The 19,139-nt window shown below is 37.4% G+C and carries 13 protein-coding genes; 5 read left to right on the top strand and 8 right to left on the bottom strand.

Annotated features, from left to right (window positions below; all coding sequences use genetic code 11):
• Nucleotides 1-4: 4 nt before the first annotated feature.
• The 3 genes from NAT50_RS03230 to katG form a co-directional block, all read right to left on the bottom strand.
• Entirely contained in the window at nt 5-3,430 is a 3,426-nt protein-coding gene (locus NAT50_RS03230; protein WP_250591453.1) for a methylmalonyl-CoA mutase family protein, read from the bottom strand.
• 378 nt (nt 3,431-3,808) lie between these two features.
• Nucleotides 3,809-4,294, bottom strand: a complete 486-nt coding sequence (locus NAT50_RS03225; protein WP_250591451.1) for a glutathione peroxidase — start codon at nt 4,292-4,294, stop codon at nt 3,809-3,811.
• Nucleotides 4,295-4,479: 185 nt separating this feature from the next.
• On the bottom strand, nt 4,480-6,690 hold the full coding sequence (gene katG, locus NAT50_RS03220; RefSeq protein ID WP_250591449.1) for a catalase/peroxidase HPI: 2,211 nt from the start codon (nt 6,688-6,690) through the stop codon (nt 4,480-4,482).
• 206 nt (nt 6,691-6,896) lie between these two features.
• Between katG and NAT50_RS03215 the strand changes: the two genes are divergently transcribed.
• On the top strand, nt 6,897-7,604 hold the full coding sequence (locus tag NAT50_RS03215) for a DUF4197 domain-containing protein (protein ID WP_250591447.1): 708 nt from the start codon (nt 6,897-6,899) through the stop codon (nt 7,602-7,604).
• Nucleotides 7,605-7,927: 323 nt separating this feature from the next.
• On the opposite strand, the gene NAT50_RS03210 is transcribed toward NAT50_RS03215, so the two are convergent.
• From NAT50_RS03210 to pyrF, 3 genes are all read right to left on the bottom strand, one after another.
• Complete coding sequence (locus NAT50_RS03210) at nt 7,928-8,716, bottom strand: alpha/beta fold hydrolase (RefSeq protein WP_250591445.1); 789 nt, start codon at nt 8,714-8,716, stop codon at nt 7,928-7,930.
• Nucleotides 8,717-8,921: 205 nt separating this feature from the next.
• Complete coding sequence (locus NAT50_RS03205) at nt 8,922-9,764, bottom strand: ABC transporter substrate-binding protein (RefSeq protein ID WP_250591443.1); 843 nt, start codon at nt 9,762-9,764, stop codon at nt 8,922-8,924.
• Nucleotides 9,765-9,770: 6 nt separating this feature from the next.
• The gene (gene pyrF / locus NAT50_RS03200) at nt 9,771-10,592 is read right to left on the bottom strand and encodes an orotidine-5'-phosphate decarboxylase (protein ID WP_250591441.1); all 822 of its coding nucleotides are present in this window, start codon (nt 10,590-10,592) and stop codon (nt 9,771-9,773) included.
• A gap of 214 nt (nt 10,593-10,806) precedes the next feature.
• Here pyrF and NAT50_RS03195 point away from each other — a divergent pair, with 214 nt between their 5' ends.
• On the top strand, nt 10,807-11,964 hold the full coding sequence (locus tag NAT50_RS03195; protein WP_250591439.1) for an AI-2E family transporter: 1,158 nt from the start codon (nt 10,807-10,809) through the stop codon (nt 11,962-11,964).
• Nucleotides 11,965-12,064: 100 nt separating this feature from the next.
• On the opposite strand, the gene NAT50_RS03190 is transcribed toward NAT50_RS03195, so the two are convergent.
• Nucleotides 12,065-13,417 carry a DUF5723 family protein gene (locus tag NAT50_RS03190; protein WP_250591437.1) on the bottom strand — a complete coding sequence of 451 codons (1,353 nt, stop codon included), beginning with the start codon at nt 13,415-13,417 and terminating at the stop codon, nt 12,065-12,067.
• 250 nt (nt 13,418-13,667) lie between these two features.
• Nucleotides 13,668-14,741 (bottom strand): peptide chain release factor 1, encoded by a 1,074-nt coding sequence (prfA, locus tag NAT50_RS03185; RefSeq protein WP_250591435.1) that lies wholly within the window; start codon nt 14,739-14,741, stop codon nt 13,668-13,670.
• 200 nt (nt 14,742-14,941) lie between these two features.
• On the opposite strand from prfA, the gene NAT50_RS03180 reads away from it, so the two are divergent.
• The 3 genes from NAT50_RS03180 to NAT50_RS03170 all read left to right on the top strand — a co-directional run bounded on the left by NAT50_RS03180 (nt 14,942) and on the right by NAT50_RS03170 (nt 18,881).
• Entirely contained in the window at nt 14,942-17,164 is a 2,223-nt protein-coding gene (locus NAT50_RS03180) for a TonB-dependent siderophore receptor (protein ID WP_250591433.1), read from the top strand.
• Between the two features lie 5 nt (nt 17,165-17,169).
• A complete protein-coding gene (locus NAT50_RS03175; RefSeq protein WP_250591431.1) occupies nt 17,170-17,721 on the top strand; it encodes a PepSY-associated TM helix domain-containing protein in 552 nt (183 codons plus the stop codon).
• 89 nt (nt 17,722-17,810) lie between these two features.
• Nucleotides 17,811-18,881: a tyrosine-type recombinase/integrase gene (locus NAT50_RS03170; protein ID WP_250591429.1), complete on the top strand. Its 1,071-nt coding sequence runs from the start codon at nt 17,811-17,813 to the stop codon at nt 18,879-18,881.
• The last annotated feature ends 258 nt before the right edge of the window (nt 18,882-19,139 follow it).

Genomic DNA, 19,139 nt, shown 5'->3' with positions numbered 1-19,139 from the left:
CTGCTTACATATTTCTTCTATACTGACCACCTACTTCAAATAAAGCACTGGTGATTTGTCCTAACGAACACACCTTAGCTGCATCCATCAATTTTTCAAAAATGTTTTGATTTTGAATCGCAGCTTCTTGAATGATTGAGATTTGATTTTCAACTTCTTTAGCTTTAGCTTGATGCAAATTCTCTAAGGTTTGAATTTGGAACTGTTTCTCTTCCTCAGTTGCACGAATTACTTCTGCTGGAATCACTGTTGGCGAACCTTTTGAACTCAAGAACGTATTCACACCAATGATTGGGAATTCTCCTGTATGTTTCAAAGTTTCATAATACAACGACTCTTCTTGAATTTTACTTCTTTGGTACATAGTTTCCATGGCACCTAAAACCCCGCCTCTTTCAGTAATTCTATCAAATTCAGCTAAAACAGCTTCTTCTACTAAATCGGTTAATTCTTCAATAATGAACGAACCTTGAATTGGATTTTCGTTTTTCGCTAAACCTAATTCTTTATTAATAATCAACTGAATGGCCATCGCACGACGTACTGATTCTTCTGTTGGAGTCGTAATTGCCTCATCGTAAGCATTGGTATGCAATGAGTTACAGTTATCATAAATCGCATACAACGCTTGTAAAGTCGTACGAATATCATTAAAATCAATCTCTTGCGCGTGTAACGAACGTCCAGAAGTTTGAATGTGGTATTTCAACATTTGCGCTCTTTCGTTAGCTCCATATTTATTTTTCATGGCTTTCGCCCAAATTTTACGTGCTACACGACCGATTACAGCATATTCAGGATCAATACCATTAGAGAAGAAGAACGATAAATTCGGACCGAAGTCGTTGATGTTCATTCCTCTACTTAAATAATATTCTACATAAGTAAATCCATTTGCTAACGTAAACGCTAACTGCGTGATTGGATTCGCTCCTGCTTCCGCAATGTGATATCCTGAAATAGAAACCGAATAGAAGTTACGTACATTTTGTTTGATAAAATATTCTTGAACGTCTCCCATCAAACGTAAAGCAAACTCCGTAGAGAAAATACAAGTATTTTGTGCTTGGTCTTCTTTTAAGATATCCGCTTGAACAGTTCCACGAACTTGCGCTAAAGTTTTCACTTTAATATCTTGGTACACATCTGCTGGTAAGACTTGGTCTCCCGTTACTCCTAAAAGCAACAAACCTAAACCATCATTTCCTTCTGGTAATTCTCCGTTATATCTTGGACGCTCTAAACCTTTATCGTCGTATAATGCTGCCTTTCGTTTCTCTACTTCCTCTTCTAAACCGTGTTCTTTGATGTATTTCTCACAATTTTGATCAATCGCAGCGTTCATGAAAAATCCTAACAACATTGGTGCTGGACCATTAATGGTCATGGAAACCGAAGTCGCTGGGTGACTCAAATCGAAACCTGAGTATAATTTTTTCGCATCGTCTAAACAACAAATAGAAACTCCCGCATTACCAATTTTACCATAAATATCTGGTCTGTGGTCTGGGTCATTTCCGTATAAGGTTACTGAGTCGAAGGCTGTTGATAAACGTTTTGCTGGCATTCCTAAAGAAACATAATGGAAACGACGGTTCGTTCTTTCTGGTCCACCTTCCCCTGCAAACATACGTGTTGGATCTTCTCCTTCACGTTTGAATGGATATAATCCTGATGCAAATGGGAATTCTCCTGGTACGTTTTCTTGTAAATTCCATTTTAAGATATCTCCCCAAGCTTGGTATTTTGGTAAGGCAACTTTTGGAATTTGAGAATGTGATAACGATTCAGTGTGCGTTTCAATTTTAATTTCTTTATCACGTACTTTAAACGAGTAAACCGGATTTTTGTATTTGTTAACTTTTTCTTCCCAAGTCAATAAAATTTCCCAATTGTATGGGTCTAAATTCATTTTTACTCTATCGAATTCTTTCAATAATAAACCTAAGAAATCTTTGTTATTATCATTAACTTTTAAAGAACTTTCAATAATTCCCGCTTTGTCAATTTGAGGTAAATTTCCGTTAACTGATTCAATGGTTTTGAAAATTCCGTATAATTTTTGAGCTACTTCTACTTGTGTTAGCGCCGTTTCGTCATATTTTCTGTTGTTCTCTGCAATTTCCGATAAGTAGCGAGTTCTGTGAGGAGGAATTACGAAGATTTTCTCACTCATCTCACGCGTAATTTCGAAAGTCGATTTTAAATCCGCTCCTGTTTTCTCTACAATCTTATCCATGATCGATTTGTAAAGCGTATTCATTCCAGGATCATTGAATTGCGAAGCGATAGTACCAAATACAGGCATTTTATCTGGATCTACATCCCATAAATTATGATTGCGTTGGTATTGTTTTTTCACATCACGAATGGCATCTAATGCTCCACGTTTGTCGAATTTATTTAACGCTACTAAATCTGCGAAATCCAACATATCAATTTTCTCTAACTGAGTTGCAGCACCAAATTCAGGTGTCATAACATATAAAGAAACATCAGAATGATCTAAAATTTCAGTATCCGATTGTCCAATTCCTGAAGTTTCTAAAATGATTAAATCATATTTAGCAGCTTTTAACACTTGAATCGCTTCAGCTACATATTTTGATAAAGCTAAATTCGATTGACGAGTTGCTAACGAACGCATGTACACACGAGAATTGTTGATGGCATTCATACGAATTCTATCTCCTAACAAGGCTCCTCCTGTTTTACGTTTTGATGGATCCACCGAAATTAATCCAATGGTTTTTTCAGGGAAATCGATTAAGAAACGACGCACTAACTCATCCACTAACGATGATTTTCCTGCACCACCTGTTCCTGTAATTCCTAAAACTGGAATCTTAGAAGTTTCGTTTGCGGCGTGAATTTTATCTAACGTTTCTTTAGCAATTTCAGGGAAGTTTTCAGCTGCAGAAATGACACGAGCAATCGCTCTTGGATTTTTTTCTTCTAAATGATCCGCTTCACCATTCAGCACATCACCCACAGGGAAATCTGCTTTCTGAACTAAGTCGTTAATCATCCCTTGTAATCCCATGGCACGACCATCGTCTGGCGAATAGATTTTAGTGATCCCGTAAGCATGTAACTCTTCAATTTCCGAAGGAAGAATTACACCGCCACCACCACCAAATATTTTGATATGACCTGCTCCTTTTTCTTTAAGCAAATCGTACATGTATTTGAAATATTCGTTGTGACCTCCTTGGTAAGACGTCATCGCAATCGCATTTGCATCTTCTTGAATAGCGGTATTCACCACTTCTTCTACACTTCTATCATGTCCTAAGTGAATCACTTCAACTCCCGTAGCTTGGATGATTCTACGCATGATATTGATCGCCGCATCATGCCCGTCAAATAGAGAGGCAGCAGTTACAATTCTAACTTTATTTTTTGGTTGGTAAGGTTGTACTTGTTCCATTATCTAAAAGTATCTTTTTTGAGTGCCGCAATTTAGGTAATTATTAAAAAATAGCGAAATCAATTACCATTTTATAAAGAATTGTTTTGAACCCAAACTGTTTTTTTAGAAACCCCTATTTTTATTCCTTTCATTACTCTCCAGATCCTCTTCAAAATAGATAAAGGAATTAGCTTTTTACAATGATTTGAATTGCTAATTCCTTTTCTTCTTATTTACTTTAACTATACTACAACTATACTATAACTATACTATAAACATACTATAATTATACTGCAAAGTTACTTTTAACTACCATTTGACCCGTCGCAAAGCAACTATAAGGTTGAATCTAAAAGGTAGTTCAACAGTCGGGTTTGATTACCGATATAGAATCGTCTATAACAGTGCCTTTTGAGCTAAATAGCGTTCTATTTTTTCTGGTTTTGTAATGGGTGAGAATCTTTTTAGAGGTTTTCCATCGGGGGCAATGAGAAACTTGGTAAAATTCCATTTGATGCTATTGCCGGGAAAACCAGGAAGTTCTTTTTTTAGGTATTTGAAAAGTGGATGCGTTCCCGGGCCATTGACTTCAATTTTGGCGAACATCGGAAAAGAAACTCCATAATTCAAGAGACAGCCTTCTGCTATTGATTTCTCGTCACCCGGTTCTTGATTTCCAAATTGGTTACATGGGAACCCTAATATTACCAATCCTTTTTCTTTGTATTTTTCGTATATTTTTTCCAGACCTTCATATTGCGGTGTTAGGCCACATTGACTTGCAGTGTTCACCAATAAAATTGTCTTTCCTTTAAAATCGCTCATTTTTACTTCTTTTCCTTGTAAAGATGTTGCGCTAAAATCATAAAACGATGCTTCCATTACTTTTTTTGAATTGTTAATTTATTATTCTCTTTTATTCGGTTTTCCTATTGATTTCGTTTTTTTTGTTTGTCGAATCAAAGGTAGGGTTTCCCTTTTTCATCGAACTCTTTATTACTAAAAAACCCTCCGAAGAGGGCTTTTACTTCAATTATTTCTATTTATAATCTTTGTTTTTGTTTAGCCTACTCCAAATCGAAACGGTCTAAGTTCATGACTTTATGCCAAGCCGCCACGAAGTCATTAATGAATTTTTCTTGTGCATCGGCAGAGGCATAGACTTCGGACAAAGCTCTCAATTCCGAATTCGATCCAAAAACCAGGTCGGCTCGGGTCCCTCTCCACTTTCTTTCTCCTGTAGCACGGTCATAACCATCGTACCATTCTTTAGACTCATCGGTAGCTTTCCATTCGGTAGCCATATCTAACAAGTTTACAAAGAAATCGTTGGTTAATGCTCCAGGACGATAGGTGAAAATTCCAAGATTTGATTGGTCGTAGTTGGCTCCCAAGGCGCGCATTCCTCCGATTAAAACTGTCATCTCTGGTGGAGTTAACGTCAACAACTGTGCTTTGTCCACCAATAACTCTTCCGTTGCTACCGAATATTTTGTTTTCAGATAATTTCTAAATCCGTCGGCTATAGGTTCTAAAACCTCAAATGATGCGACATCGGTTTGTTCCTCTGAAGCGTCCATTCTTCCTGGGGTAAAAGGAACTACTATTTCGAAACCTACTTTTTCAGCGGCTTTTTCAATGGCTACTCCACCCCCCAATACAATTAGATCCGCTAAAGAAACTTTCTTGTTGGAAGTTTGTGCTGCATTAAATTCCTCCTGAATTCTTCCGAGCGTTTGCAACACTTTCGCCAATTGTTGAGGGTTATTGACTTCCCAGCTTCTTTGAGGCTCTAATCTAATTCTAGCTCCGTTAGCCCCACCTCGTTTGTCCGAACCACGGAAAGTAGCTGCTGAAGCCCAAGCTGTAGCTACCAATTCTGAAACGGTTAATCCCGAATTAAGTATTTTCGTTTTTAAGGCTTGTATGTCTAAATCATTAATCAACTCGTGATCTACTTTAGGAATAGGGTCTTGCCAGATTAACTCTTCCGCAGGCACTTCGCTACCCAAATATCTTGAACGAGGTCCCATGTCACGGTGGGTTAACTTAAACCAGGCACGTGCAAAGGCATCGGCAAATTGGTCTGGGTTTTCTAAAAATCGTCTAGAGATTTTTTCATATTCCGGATCGAAACGCAACGAGAGATCGGTAGTTAACATGGTTGGCGCATGTTTTTTAGTTGCATCGTGTGCATCCGGAAAAGTTCCTGCTCCAGCCCCGTTTTTAGCCACCCATTGTTTGGCACCTGCTGGACTTGTGGTCAATTCCCATTCGAAACCGAATAAGTTTTCAAAAAACAAGTTGGTCCATTGTGTTGGTTTTTGCGTCCATGTTACTTCCGGTCCACCGGTAATGGTATCCGCTCCTTTACCTGAGCCAAATTTACTGATCCAACCCAATCCTTGCGTTTCCATATCGGCTGCCTCCGGTTCCGGTCCCACTAGCCCCGGGTCACCCGCTCCGTGTGTTTTTCCGAAGGTATGACCACCCGCGATCAATGCGACGGTTTCTTCGTCGTTCATTGCCATTCGAGCAAATGTTTCCCGAATATCTTTGGCTGCTGCGATTGGATCCGGATTCCCGTTAGGTCCTTCAGGATTGACATAAATTAATCCCATTTGTACGGCCGCTAACGGATTGTCTAGATCACGATCTCCTGTGTATCTTTTATCGTCTAACCATTGGGTTTCATTACCCCAATACACATCCTCTTCGGGTTCCCAAACATCAGGGCGACCCCCTGCAAAACCAAATATTTCGAATCCCATAGATTCTAGCGCTACATTTCCTGCCAAGATCATTAAATCGGCCCAAGAAATCTTACGTCCGTATTTTTGTTTAATAGGCCAAAGCAATCTTCTAGCTTTGTCTAGATTGGCATTGTCTGGCCAACTGTTTAATGGTGCAAAACGTTGTTGTCCTGTTCCCGCGCCTCCTCTACCGTCTCCTATACGATAAGTCCCCGCACTGTGCCAAGCCATACGGATAAACAAAGGACCGTAATGACCAAAATCCGCTGGCCACCAATCTTGTGAGTCCGTCATGAGTTCTGTTAAGTCTTTTTTAATCGCCTCTAGATCTAAACTTTTGAATTCCCTCCTATAATCGAAGTTATCTCCCATTGGATCCGATAGTGATGAATTTTGGCGAAGAACATTTAAGTTCAATCGATTGGGCCACCAATCCTTATTTTTTGTCCCGTGCGTTCCTACACTTTTATTTTGTGTAGCTCCGGAAAAAGGACATTTCCCTGTACTGTTCGTGTTGTTTTCCATAGTATTATTTTATTTGATATTTAAAACATTAGCATCAAAAATCTGTAAATCAATTTTTTATACGATTAAATTTACACAAAACTATCGTAAATCTATGAGTAAAAACTATAATTAAAATTAATTGTTTTTATGTATCAATAATCAAAAACTATACTTTTGAAAATTGGCACTCTATTTGCCTATCTTTGAAAATAAAAAATATCTCCATGAAAAAACTATTCCTACTTAGTGCCATTATCCCTTTTATGGGTTGTGCCCAATTGCAACAAGTTGTTAACCAACTTCCCATGGAACAAGGAGTTTCCCAATTTGAAATTGCCTCTGGACTGAAAGAAGCTTTGAACAACGGTATCAACAAACAAGTGGTAAAACTTACCGCTACGGATGGCTTTTATAAAAACGAAATGGTTAAAATTCTATTGCCGGAAGAACTACAAAAAGTAGACAAAACCTTGCGCGATATTGGGATGAGCAAATTAGCCGATGAAGGTTTGAAAGTTTTGAATCGTGCTGCAGAAGATGCGGTAAAAGAATCGACTCCAATTTTTGTCGATGCGATTAAAGGAATGACTTTTACCGATGCTAAAAACATTCTTTTGGGCAACGAGCGTTCGGCTACCACTTATTTGGAAAGTTCTACCTCAACGGCCTTGTATGCCAAATTTAATCCCGTAATCAAAAATTCGTTCGCTAAAGTAGGTGCGGATAAAATATGGACCAATATTATTACTAAATACAACAGTATTCCTTTGGTTAAGAAAGTAAACCCAGATTTGACCGATTATACTACCAATAAAGCGATGCAAGGTGTCTTCACGATGATTTCTGTTGAAGAGAAAAACATTCGAACTAACTTAACCTCAAGAAGTTCCGATTTGTTGAAAAAAGTATTTGCGCTTCAGGATAAAAAATAAGCGTTAAAATTTTCATAATCAACAAGATAATAACATTCTCTTAACTTTGGAATAGCAAAAAAATACCGACCTTTGTTTCAGAAATTCTTAGAATTTTGTTTGGTTTGGTTAGTTTATAAAAAAGTCGGTACACCTTATACCGACTTTTTTTTTGCTTCTTTGAATACTATAACTTTTACTGTTCTTACCTCCCCATTTTACCGATTAATTCCGGATTCCCATTTGTGATTTTCATTATTATTTTGGAAAATACCATTCTTTTGTACCAAAATCTAATGAAAAGAAAATCTTTACAATCAATCTATTTTGTACTGCTCCTTTTTCTAATTCTGCAGTTTTAGAAAATGAATTACTTGAGCGTTGAAGATATTGGGTTGCTCTACATTCACCACGTGACCGCATTTTTCTATAACATACAGTTTAGCGGTTTTGTAATGCGCTTCTACCACTTTTTTCACAGAAGGTAAAAACATATAATCTTCTTCTCCCATGATGTATAGCGTAGGAATGTTGAGTTCAACCTGTCGGAACCATTTGAGCACCGGATTGATTTCCGCCGTTAGTTTAAACCACTTGATGAATTCTTTTTGGTATAATTTTTTGGCCTCATTGATGAACAATACCCTTGATTGTTTGTGATTGTCTTTTGGCATAATAATGAATGCAAAAAAACGATACAAGACCAAATACGGCAGAATGTATTTGAAAATATTCCCCAGACGCATGAGAATTTGTGAACGGAAATTCATTTTAAGAATAGCCCCGCCCATAATCATACTTTTTACTCTCTCGGGGTGCATTTCGGCTAGCTGGCGAATGACTATGGTTCCTAATGAGATTCCAACAAAATGCGACGATTGAATATTGAGATGATCCAATACTTCTACCACATCTTGGGCGATTGATTTGAAAGTATATTTTTTTTGAAAAGGATTTTTATATCCCGTCTGATTGGAATTGCCATGCCCTCGAAGGTCTAATAGCAAAACATTGAAATGTTTTTGAAACTCGCGAATTTGTCGGAACCAAATGGACGAACTTCCACCGGCCCCATGCACAAAGGTCACCCACTGCGTTGTGGCTTCATTTATATATATAGTATACGAAATCAAACAGTAGAATTTAAGGTTAGCACAAATGTAATGATTTTAAGATAGATACAAAAAAACTTAACTGTCTTGTCACTATTTATTTCGATTCCTTTTTTTAGTATTCTATTTCGTTCTTTTAAACCTTCATATACTCTTTTCGAATTGCTGTATCAGTATGCTCATGGAATCATCTTCTGCGTTTTTCTGATGCTGCTTGACTCTGTTTTTAATGGTGGTGATGATGCTCGTGCGGCTCCCCCAAGCGTTCGTGCAATTTTTTGAAATACTCAAAAGCTTTTGCCAATCGGGTTCCGTACCAAGAAAACATTTCTCCGTCTACAAAAATCGTAATGGCATGATGGGTATATCTTCCCAATTCGAAAGCATGTTCGTCTTTAAATGGAAAAGGTTCCGAAGATAGAAAAACCACGTCCGGATCGCCTTGAATGCGCATTTTTTGGATTACAATTTCAGGATAACGGCCTGGGTAATTGGGATGATTGTCGTAGATATTTTGGAACTTGTTTAGTTTGAGCAACTCGTTGATATAGGTTTCTCCTCCCGCCACCATGTAAGGATTGGCCCATATAAAATAAGCGACCTTTCTTGGTTTCTTGTCGGCGATAAAATTTTGAAAATCTTGGTACGCAAAATTAATTTTATCGATCCATTTTTGCGCTTCCGTACGTTTGTTGAATATTTGTCCAAAATCTTCAATCATCTGTATATTGTCCTCTATAGAAACAATATCTGTTACCCAAACTGGCGCAATGGCTCGCAAAGAAGCCACTATTTCCTCGGTGTTTTCTTCTTTGTTTGCAATAATAATATCCGGTTGTAAGGCTTTGATCTTCTCTATTTTCACCTGTTTGGTACCTCCCACAATGGTTTTGGTCGATTTTAGATGAAAAGGATGAATACAGAACTTGGTAATTCCTACGATACTGTCTTCTAAACCTAGATCGTATAACAATTCGGTTTGGGAAGGGACAAGCGATACAATTCTTTTAGGAGTCGATTGGAAAGTATGCTCAATTCCTAATTGGTCGGTTATTGTTTTTGTGGCCACGTACTTTTACTTTATGTTTTTAATAATTTCCTGCATTTCCTGTTGTAGCTTTAGTGCTTCTTCTCTAGCTCTGAGTGCAAAATCTTCTCCATTAGAAGCATAGATAATCCCTCTGGAAGAATTAATCAGCAAACCGATGTTTTGATTCATCCCATATTGACAAACCTCCTGCAAACTTCCACCTTGTGCCCCTACACCGGGTACCAAAAGAAAACTATCCGGAACAATCTTTCTTATTTCTTTGAAAAATTCGGCTTTGGTTGCCCCTACGACATACATTAGGTTTTGACTGTTTTTCCATGATTTGGAAGTCTCCAAAACCTTTTGGTATAGTTCTTTTCCTTCCAAAGGTAATGTCTGAAAATCGTAAGCGCCTTCGTTAGAAGTTAACGCTAATAAAATGGTATGTTTCCCTTCGAATGCCAAAAACGGTTCTACAGAATCCTTGCCCATGTAAGGTGCTACGGTCACCGAATCGAACTGTAAATCTTCAAAAAAAGCTTTGGCATACATCGCTGAAGTATTTCCGATGTCACCTCTTTTGGCATCTGCAATAGTGAATTGCTCGGGGTACTTTTCATTGATGTACTGAATTGTTTTTTGCAAAGACATCCACCCTTTGATTCCATAAGCTTCATAAAAGGCCGTATTGGGCTTGTACGAAACACACAGATCGTGTGTCGCGTCGATAATGGCTTTGTTGAATTCGAAGATAGGATCTTCTGTCGCTAACAAATGTTGGGGGATTTTGGTAAGATCTACATCCAATCCGATACACAAAAAGGATTGTTTGGTTTTAATTTGCTGAATAAGTTGTTGTGTTGTCATAGTGAAAGTTGTGGTACAAAAGTACTAATTACGGCTGCATTCACAAAATTATATCACCTCAGTCTGAAAGCCCTTTACGCTTGTTTGTACCTATTTTGTCATTCGGAACACGGAACCATAGCCATCGCATACAAACTCCTTAGGACAAAGTTAGGCTTGTGTATTTTCTTAGACAATGTAATTTTATTTATGAATTAATTTTTTACATTTACGTATGAAGTTCACTACACCCCATCCGAGCGCTCCGTTAGCCTATAATTTGGTATCGATTATAGCGATTGTATTTATTTTATACATCATGCAACCTTTTTTGGTGCCTTTGTTCATTTCTTTGATTTTGAGCATAATGGTCTATCCTATTGTTCAATTTCTAGAAGTAAAACTTCGATTCAACCGAATTATTTCCGCTTTGACCGTATTACTGATTTTAGGAATTATCATCGGAATTTTAATCTGGCTCATCAGTGTACAGATCTCTGATTTTGTGAATAAAAGTGATTTGTACACCAACCGATTGACCGCCTTATATGATGAAATTTTTCAGTATCTGGAAGCCCATTTTGGCATTAATGAAAAGCAATTGTTAAGCCAAAGCGATATAAAGTTTGAAGCCTTATTGAAAGACAATTTTTCCAGAATTGGCAATCTTTTAAGTTCTTCGACCAGCATACTCAGCGATTTATTTTTAATTCCGATTTATATCTTCTTTTTCCTTTTGTATCGTAATTTTTTCGTAGAATTTATCCACAAAGCCTTTCCGGAAAAGAACAACAAACTTTTGAATATCATCTTGGATCAAATTTACGATGTTCAGAAAAGCTATTTGTTAGGGTTGTTTACCGTAATGCTCATCGTAGGACTATTGAATAGCATCGGCTTATTGGTACTTGGCATTGAAAACGCCTTTTTCTTTGGTTTTCTAGCCGCACTATTGTTGTTGATTCCTTATATTGGAATCATCATTGGTTCTTTGTTGCCTGCTGTAGTGGCTTTGGCTACGAAAGACTCCGTTTGGTATTCTGTTGGAGTAATTGGTGTGTTTGGATTTGTACAATTTTTAGAAGGTAATTTTATCACTCCAAAAATAACCGGTTCCAAAGTGAGTGTGAATGCCTTTGTTTCTATTTTGTCCTTGATTCTTTTTTCGATGCTCTGGGGAACCAGCGGAATGATTCTTGCTTTACCGATTACGGCTTCTTTAAAAATCATTTTTGACCACACCCCTTCTTTACGTCCTTACGGTTTTTTAATAGGAGAACCCACCGCTGATCATTTACGAAGCAAAGCTTGGAGTCGATTGAAACATTGGGAAGAATTAAAAAAAGAGAAAGAAGCGGAAGATTCTAATAGCAGTGATCCTGAGGCATCCTAAGAAAAGCTACTCCACTGTCATTTTTTTGATTCCTGTATACAAAGGATTATTTTAAATAAAAAAAGCTGTTTCTCTTATTTGCGAAACAGCTTTTTTCAGTTTATACTTTTGTATTTTGCGTTTTTCTACTTTTATATATTGGCACTTTTAACCCTAGGTACACATCAAATCCTTTGGATTCTTTTGAAATTAAATTGGTCAGTAAAGATCCCGAACCTAACATTAATGGACCTAGTCTCAGTCCGGTACCTGCCATTAATCCGCGGTATTGCATATAGTTGAAAGGCAAGTAAAAACTAAAAAATTTGGTTTCGTAACGGGGTGTTACCGATACCACATTGGCTACTGCTGTCGCATTTAAAGCTGTTCTGTTTGCCGCACTGATATCTCCGTTTAGGTTGACATAAAATTTGCGATAAAAATTCCAATCTACGTTGGCATGAATCGCTGTAGGTAAAACCGCTTTTACAGCTCCTTTGGTTTGTGTCACCGTATAATTTTGCTCTAAGAAGTCTCCCAAAGAACCTGCGTCTTGGTATTGTGCTTCCGTCACCGTTTTGTTTAAATCGTAGGTTTTTTGATCCGACAATTTATAGTTGATCGCCCCTAGATCTGTTACAGAAAGTCCTACTTTAAATTTATACCCATTTGCCGGTTTATTTTCAGATTCAGGACGGTATTCGTAAACCAATCCAAAATCACCACCAAAACCTTGAGAATTAGAATCAAAATCAAAGTTTTCGAAGCTTTTTTCAAAATCGTTACTTCCTCCATAGGTCAAATTCCCCGTGGTAGCTATGGTATTGGTTGTTGGTAGGTCCGAATTGTAATTATAATTCACCGTTACGTTGCTCCCTTTCGTATAGGAGTTAGCTATTCCCTGTAGGTATTTTACAGTAATACCTCCTTTTAAGAAATGTTTGCCTTTGTCCAGCAATACCCCAGCATAAGAAACTCCCAATTCGCCCCAAGCATTTCCGGTCATATTAAAATGTCCCGCGTTCAGGTTAAAATCTTCATTGGTATTAAAATCGTCTGATAATTGATTGAATAATTCCCCATTAATATCATGAATATTCACTAAGGCTCTTCCACGGGTAAAAACCGCCACAGCATGTTTTGGTTTGATATTGAACATGAATGCCGGTCCCATTATATCGGAACTAATGATGAAATTATTCGCTGATGAAGGAAATAATTTTGCCTGTGTTTCTATATTGTAGCCACTTTTAAAAACATCCAAAAAAGTTACCCCATAATAATCGTTTGTAACGTTGGTATTGAATGAAAACAAATTAATATCGGTTCTGAAATTAGAATCTACTATAGAGGCTGGGTTAAACAATACCCCTTGCACCCCTGCATAGTTATCCTGCTGGAACCCTATATACGATTGCGCTTTAACCGTTAACGAACAAACAACGACCAAGGTTGTTACTAGAATTTTTCTCATTTTGTTTTCTTTGAATTTAGTTACTTATTTATTTGAATTATTTCAATTTTTATAATCATCGTTTGCTTGTGATTCTGTTGCCTTCAGTACTCTCTTTAACTACTCTTTTCGATTGCACTCTTATTTCGAGAATCCTCACGATGAAATTGATATTCCCTTTGGTTTGTTTCGTATTCCTGTTTCAAACCATTAGCCACAAAAATATATATCCCAAAAAAAAACCTTGTGATGACAAGGCTTTTTGTGATGATTAGAAGACTTCGCTTTCTTTTAATTTTTCGGTATTCGATACCAATTGAAGTTCGTCTATGATTTTTTGTATGTTTCCATTCATCACCCCGTCTAGATCATATAACGTAAGTCCAATTCTGTGGTCTGTTACACGTCCCTGAGGGTAATTGTAGGTACGGATTTTTGCTGAACGGTCTCCACTACTTACCTGAGAGTTACGTTTTTTAGCATCTTCTTCCTGCTTCTTAGCCAATTCCATTTCGTATAAACGAGAACGTAATACGGTTAACGCCTTGTCTTTGTTTTTATGTTGCGATTTTTCGTCCTGACATTGCGCCACCAAACCCGTTGGAATATGCGTCATACGAACTGCCGATTTTGTAGTATTTACTGACTGTCCACCCGGTCCCGAAGAACAGAAAAAGTCGATACGCACATCGTTCATATCAATCTGAACATCAAATTCCTCTGCTTCCGGCAGTACCATCACTGTCGCTGCCGAGGTATGAACACGACCTTGTGTTTCGGTTTGAGGAACACGTTGCACGCGGTGTACCCCTGCTTCAAATTTTAAGGTTCCGTATACATCTTCTCCGGTCACTTCGAAAATAATTTCTTTAAAACCTCCCGAAGTTCCTTCGTTCAGATCGACTACGGAAGTTCTCCATCCTTTATTTTCACAATATTTAGTATACATACGGTACAAATCACCGGCAAAGATAGAAGCCTCATCACCTCCTGTACCTGCACGGATTTCCACCATAACATTTTTCGCATCTTCAGGATCTTTAGGAATCAACATGAATTTGATTTCCTCTTCCAGTTGCGGCAATCTTTCTGTGGCTTCTTCTAATTGCATTTTTGCCATCTCGACCATTTCGGCATCCGATCCATCCGCTAAGATTTCTTTGGCTTCTTTAATATTTCCATCCAGATTGATATATTCTTCTCTTTTTTCAACCAGCGCTTTTAAGTCTTTGTACTCTTTATTTAATTGTACATAACGTTTCTGATCGGCGATAACATCCGGTTGAATGATTAAGTCCGAAATCTCGTCAAAACGCTGTTTTACATATTGTAATCTGTCTAACATAATGTTATTTGTCTATTTTGGAGTGCAAAAATACAATTTTTGTTTCAGGTTTCAAGAATCCCCTTTCCAATTTTTAGAAAAGCTCACTTTCAATGGGTTAAAAATATTATTTAAAATTAATCTAAATAAAATTTGCATGTTTCGTGTTCACTCTTTACTTTTGCTTTGTTATTTTTATTCAATCTAAATAAATAGTAAAAATGAAAAGATATAAAACCCTTCAAGCCCTATTCCTTTTATCTTCCGTCCTCTGTTTTGGACAAACCGCCGTTCCCGAACCGATTCCAGCGACTTCTTTTGACCATGACACTTTGAGAAAGAAAAAAACCAAAGTATTAGAAGAAGTTACTATTCATGCCAACCATCACAGAAAAACCGTTAATAGCGTTCGTTCCGGGTTAAAGCCAATGGACAACCCACAATCGCTTCAAGTTTTAGGAAATGAAATAATTGCGCAACAGCAATCCATCCGTTTGAGTGATGTCATTAAAAATGCGAATGGTGTTTATGTGGGTTCCTCCCGCGGTGGAGCACAGGAATCATTCTGGTCCAGAGGCTACGATATGTCTGCAAACAATACCTTTAAAAACGGTTTTCGATACAACAGTGGTTCTATCCCTGAGGTTTCTTCCCTAGAAAAAGTTGAACTACTAAAAGGAAGTGCTGCGCTGTTGTATGGCAATGTTAGTCCCGGGGGAATTTTAAATCTCGTTACCAAAACCCCTGATTTCAAATCGGGAGGTGAATTTAACATACAAATGAGTAGTTATCAATTTTACAAACCTTCAATAGACCTTTACGGAAGTTTCAATGATGTTATTGCGTACCGTTTTAATGGTTCGTATGAAAACTCCGAGAGTTTCCGAGATGTGGTTCAACGAAATCGATACTATTGGAACCCTTCCTTTCTTTTTAGAATCAGTCCTAAAACCGAAATTACATTACAAGGAGATTATTTGAGTGATGACTGGATTCCTGATTTTGGTACCGGCTCCATTGGAAAAGCTATTGCCAATCTTCCAAGAAATACCTATTTGGGCGCCCGATGGTCGAACGGAAAGACACAACAAGCCTCCACATCGATTTTGGTCAACCACTTACTTTCTTCTGAATGGAAACTAAATTTTAACGCTTCCTTTCAAGATTTCAGCAGAACCTCTCTAGGAACCGAGCGCATACAACCGGCCAATAATGGTGATTGGAAGCGTCCGTATGGAAGAAATAAAGCATTAGAACAGATTTTTGCCCATCAGATTAGTTTGCAGGGGCACTTTAAAACCGGTACGATTCAACATCAATTACTCACCGGCATCGATACGGAAATTTCTAATGCCGATACCTACACTTTTAGATTTTTTGATCCCTCAACCGGAGCCACTGTAACTACATACGATACGATTAACATTTTTGATCCATCCTCTTACGATGTAGCAAACGAAGGGCCTATACTCCCCTCTGAGGTAACAAAAATTGTAAAAACAACGACACAACGTGCGGGTGTTTACGCTCAAGATTTAATTTCTTTTAGCGAAAAGTTCAAAACTTTATTAGGGATACGCTACTCTTATCAGCAAACCCAACCCGAGAGTTATGATCTAAAATTGGCTACGGTTACTCCAGAAACGATTCGAAACGATAGGGCTTTTTCTCCTAAAATAGGTTTGATCTACCAACCTTATAAAACGATAACTTTGTTTTCAAGTTATGCCAATTCTTTTACTCCTAACACCGGTGTTACTATATATAATGAAGCTTTAAAACCTTCAATTATTGACCAATTTGAAGTTGGTATAAAAAATGAATTCTGGAAAGGAACATTGACTACCAACATTACTGCTTATCAAATCATGAACAGCAATTTAGCACAAACCGCGGAGTTTGATGCTTCCGGAGCTGTTAACACCAATCCCAACGTTAAATCGCTTAACGGAGCGACCAAAAGCCAAGGAATTGAATTGGATTTTACCTACAAACCCATACCCGATTTTAACATCATGGCCGGATATAGTTACAACGATATGCGTTTTACCAAAACAACCGGTGCCCCAGGAAGTTTTATTGAAGGTGATCGTTTGGTACGAACTCCACAACACACTGCTAACTTAAGTTTCTTTTATACGATACCAACAGGACTATTAAAAAATGTATCTTTGGGCGCTATAGGAAACTATATTGGCGACAGACTTGGCGGATGGAATAACCAAATCAATCCTTCTTATCCGAACGGCATTTGGGATCGGGAGATTCCAGTATCCGGTTATACCACCATCGATTTTTCATTGGGGTATCGATGGAACCAATTTTCTTTGTTGTGCAAACTATCCAATATTACGAACGAATTGAATTATACTTTGCATGAAAATTACAGTGTAAATCCCATTGCTCCCAGACAAATTACAAGCACCTTACGATATAAATTCTAAAAATCATGAAACAAATCACCATCAGAAATCTACATCGCGATTTAGGCTACTTTTATTTAGGCTTAATCATTTCCTTTGCTTTTTCAGGTATATTAATGAATCACCGAGAACATTGGCATCCTGAAAAATATACGATAGAAACCAAAACTATTAGCATAACCCTACCCAACGACCCGGACAGCATTACCGAAAAGTATGCCGAAACACTGGGAAAGCAATTGGGTATTGAAGATAAATTTCGTCGACACCGAGTTAAAGATGAAGAATTAAAAATCTCCTTTGAAAATCACGATATAGAAATTGATTTAAAAACCGGACAAGGTGAACTGATTTCTTTTATTAAAACACCACTTATTAGTCAGAGTATGAAACTGCATAAAAGCACCTCTCATTGGTGGATTTATTATGCTGACATTTTCGGGTTATCACTCATTGTTATTGCCATTACGGGAGCGATCATGATCCCGGCTGGTAAATTCTCTTTTAAGCGTCGAGGTTGGAAACTTGCCTTAGCGGGCATACTCTTTCCCCTATTGTTTTTACTCTTCCTCGCCTAACTTATCCCTTAAAAACTATAAAACCCCAACACATTTTTACTGTTGGGGTTTTATTTTTTTTATTATATTTGACTGTAATATACGCCATTATGAAAGATTTAACGCCTTATACCTTTACTTTAGGAGAACATCGCAACAAAAAAGTGATTTTCATACAATTTGAAAGAAATTCACAACTCATCGCTGAAGTCAAAACCTTAGTAGGAGCCACTTGGAGCCAAACCAACCGAATGTGGTACGTCCCCGATGTTAGCCAATATCGGAATCTTTTTAAAATTACGAGCGAGTTTACTGTTGGAAAAACTACTTTGTCAAAAATTTCTGTGGAAAACCAGAGGGAATTACAACGACTCATCGATTTATTACAACTTAAAGGATACAGTCAAAGTACGCTGCGTTGTTATACCATGGAATTAGCACAATTTCTTTACTTTCTGAAAGACAAAGAAATTAAACGTTGTACCGAGCAAGACATTCATGACTACCTGTTGTATTGTATTACTACCCTTAAACTCAAAGAAAACAGTCTGCACAGTCGGATTAACGGCATCAAATTTTATTTTGAACACGTCTTGCGTCAGGAAAAAATCTTTGTAGAAATTCCCCGTCCCAAAAAGCAACTAAAACTTCCCAAAGCATTAAATATTGATGAAGTAAGACGTCTTTTTGAAGTCACGCAGAACCTGAAGCACAACACTTTATTAAAATTATGCTATGGCATGGGATTGCGTGTTTCTGAGATTATTCATTTAAAAATCGCGGACATCGACAGTAAATCGATGCGGGTTTTTATTGAAAGAGGCAAAGGAAAAAAAGACCGATATGTCAACTTACCGGAAAGTATTTTAGAACCTTTGCGAAAGTATTATATTGCCTACAAACCCAAGGAATACCTTTTTGAAGGGCAGTATGGCGGTCGCTACAGTTCCCGTTCTGTGCAAAAAATTTTCAAAGAAGCATTGGAAGCTGCACATATCAAAAAAAGAGTAGGCATACATAGTTTGCGGCACAGTTACGCCACCCATTTACTGGAAAACGGGACCGACATTCGATTTATTCAGGAACTGTTGGGTCATAATGATATTAAAACCACATTAGTATACACGAATGTATCGGATAAAAGTTTACGAAAAATTGCCAGTCCTTTGGATTTCTTGTAATATTTTATTTATATTTGAAACGAAATACTATTTTGAAAAGCGAAGTACACTTTTTTGAATAGCATTTTATAACTTATTAAATAACAGTAAAAAGACAAAAAGAATCCGTAATCAGGTTCGCCTATTTACGAGTTAGCGGTAATTTTAAAGCAAAATTTTGATTACATGAAAATATCTAAAAAGACAAATCTTTTTTTAATGCTTCTTTTATACTTATTTGCATTCTATGGAATTTATCTAACTATTAGTATAATATCA

Source organism: Flavobacterium luminosum, assembly GCF_023635005.1.
In the GTDB taxonomy this organism is placed as follows: domain Bacteria; phylum Bacteroidota; class Bacteroidia; order Flavobacteriales; family Flavobacteriaceae; genus Flavobacterium; species Flavobacterium luminosum.
Note: the sequence above shows the minus strand (reverse complement) of the source record. Positions and strands in the feature narration are given on the sequence as shown.

Bases quoted from the DNA above. Each gene is read 5' to 3' on its own strand.
- NAT50_RS03230 (WP_250591453.1), bottom strand. From the start codon at position 3,430: ATGGAACAAGTACAACCTTACCAACCAAAAAATAAAGTTAGAATTGTA.
- NAT50_RS03225 (WP_250591451.1), bottom strand. From the start codon at position 4,294: ATGGAAGCATCGTTTTATGATTTTAGCGCAACATCTTTACAAGGAAAA.
- katG (WP_250591449.1), bottom strand. From the start codon at position 6,690: ATGGAAAACAACACGAACAGTACAGGGAAATGTCCTTTTTCCGGAGCT.
- NAT50_RS03215 (WP_250591447.1), top strand. From the start codon at position 6,897: ATGAAAAAACTATTCCTACTTAGTGCCATTATCCCTTTTATGGGTTGT.
- pyrF (WP_250591441.1), bottom strand. From the start codon at position 10,592: ATGACAACACAACAACTTATTCAGCAAATTAAAACCAAACAATCCTTT.
- NAT50_RS03195 (WP_250591439.1), top strand. From the start codon at position 10,807: ATGAAGTTCACTACACCCCATCCGAGCGCTCCGTTAGCCTATAATTTG.
- NAT50_RS03190 (WP_250591437.1), bottom strand. From the start codon at position 13,417: ATGAGAAAAATTCTAGTAACAACCTTGGTCGTTGTTTGTTCGTTAACG.
- prfA (WP_250591435.1), bottom strand. From the start codon at position 14,741: ATGTTAGACAGATTACAATATGTAAAACAGCGTTTTGACGAGATTTCG.
- NAT50_RS03180 (WP_250591433.1), top strand. From the start codon at position 14,942: ATGAAAAGATATAAAACCCTTCAAGCCCTATTCCTTTTATCTTCCGTC.
- NAT50_RS03175 (WP_250591431.1), top strand. From the start codon at position 17,170: ATGAAACAAATCACCATCAGAAATCTACATCGCGATTTAGGCTACTTT.
- NAT50_RS03170 (WP_250591429.1), top strand. From the start codon at position 17,811: ATGAAAGATTTAACGCCTTATACCTTTACTTTAGGAGAACATCGCAAC.